Origin of the sequence: Rhodopseudomonas sp. B29 (genome assembly GCF_000333455.1) — a bacterium.
In the GTDB taxonomy this organism is placed as follows: domain Bacteria; phylum Pseudomonadota; class Alphaproteobacteria; order Rhizobiales; family Xanthobacteraceae; genus Rhodopseudomonas.
Window position 1 is genome coordinate 1 of sequence record NZ_BADD01000774.1, and the last position, 662, is coordinate 662.

Genomic DNA, 662 nt, shown 5'->3' on the forward strand with positions numbered 1-662 from the left:
CGGACTATGCCCGCTTCTTTTCGCCGGCCGAGCGCGACGGCCACGCGATGTTCGACCTCGGCGGCTTCATCCGGGCAACGGTGCTGCCGCTCTCGAGCCGGCCGGGCGCGGCCTGAACGTTGTTGGCGCGTAGCGCAGCGGCAAGGTCGCCCGCCGTCAGGTTGCGTGCAGCAAGTTTGACCGGATCTAGCCACACCCGCATCGACAGCGCCTGCGCGGCGGCGAGGTCGGCGGAGGCGACTCCCTTGACCGAAGTGATCAGCGGCTGTCCGACTCTCGTGACGAAATCGGTGATCTGCGGAATCGTCAGCGTGTCGCTGATGAAGGCGACGTACTGCACCGCCGAGGCGCCGTCGGTGATCTTCGTCACCACCGGATCGTAAGCGCCGGCCGGCAGCCGGTACTTGACCTGCTGGACCTTGGCCAGCACGTCGGTCATCGCCCGGTCCGAGTTGGCGTTGAGCACGAGCTTGGCCTTGACCTGGCTCTGCCCCATGGTCGAGCTCGAGGTCAGATATTCGATGCCGTCGGCGGAGGCGATCGCCTGCGCGATGGGCGTGGTGACGAAGCCCTGCATCACCTCCTGGGTCGCGCCTGGAAACATCGTGTCGACCGTGATGGTCGCGCTTTCGAGGTTGGGATATTGCCGCACCGGCAACGAG

At 66.3% G+C, this 662-nt stretch carries 1 protein-coding gene; it reads right to left on the reverse strand.

The genetic code is table 11. The features are described from left to right. Positions 1–4: 4 nt before the first annotated feature. Positions 5–662: efflux RND transporter permease subunit (locus I5M_RS27835; protein ID WP_244432112.1), on the reverse strand; the 658-nt coding region annotated here is incomplete at its 5' end.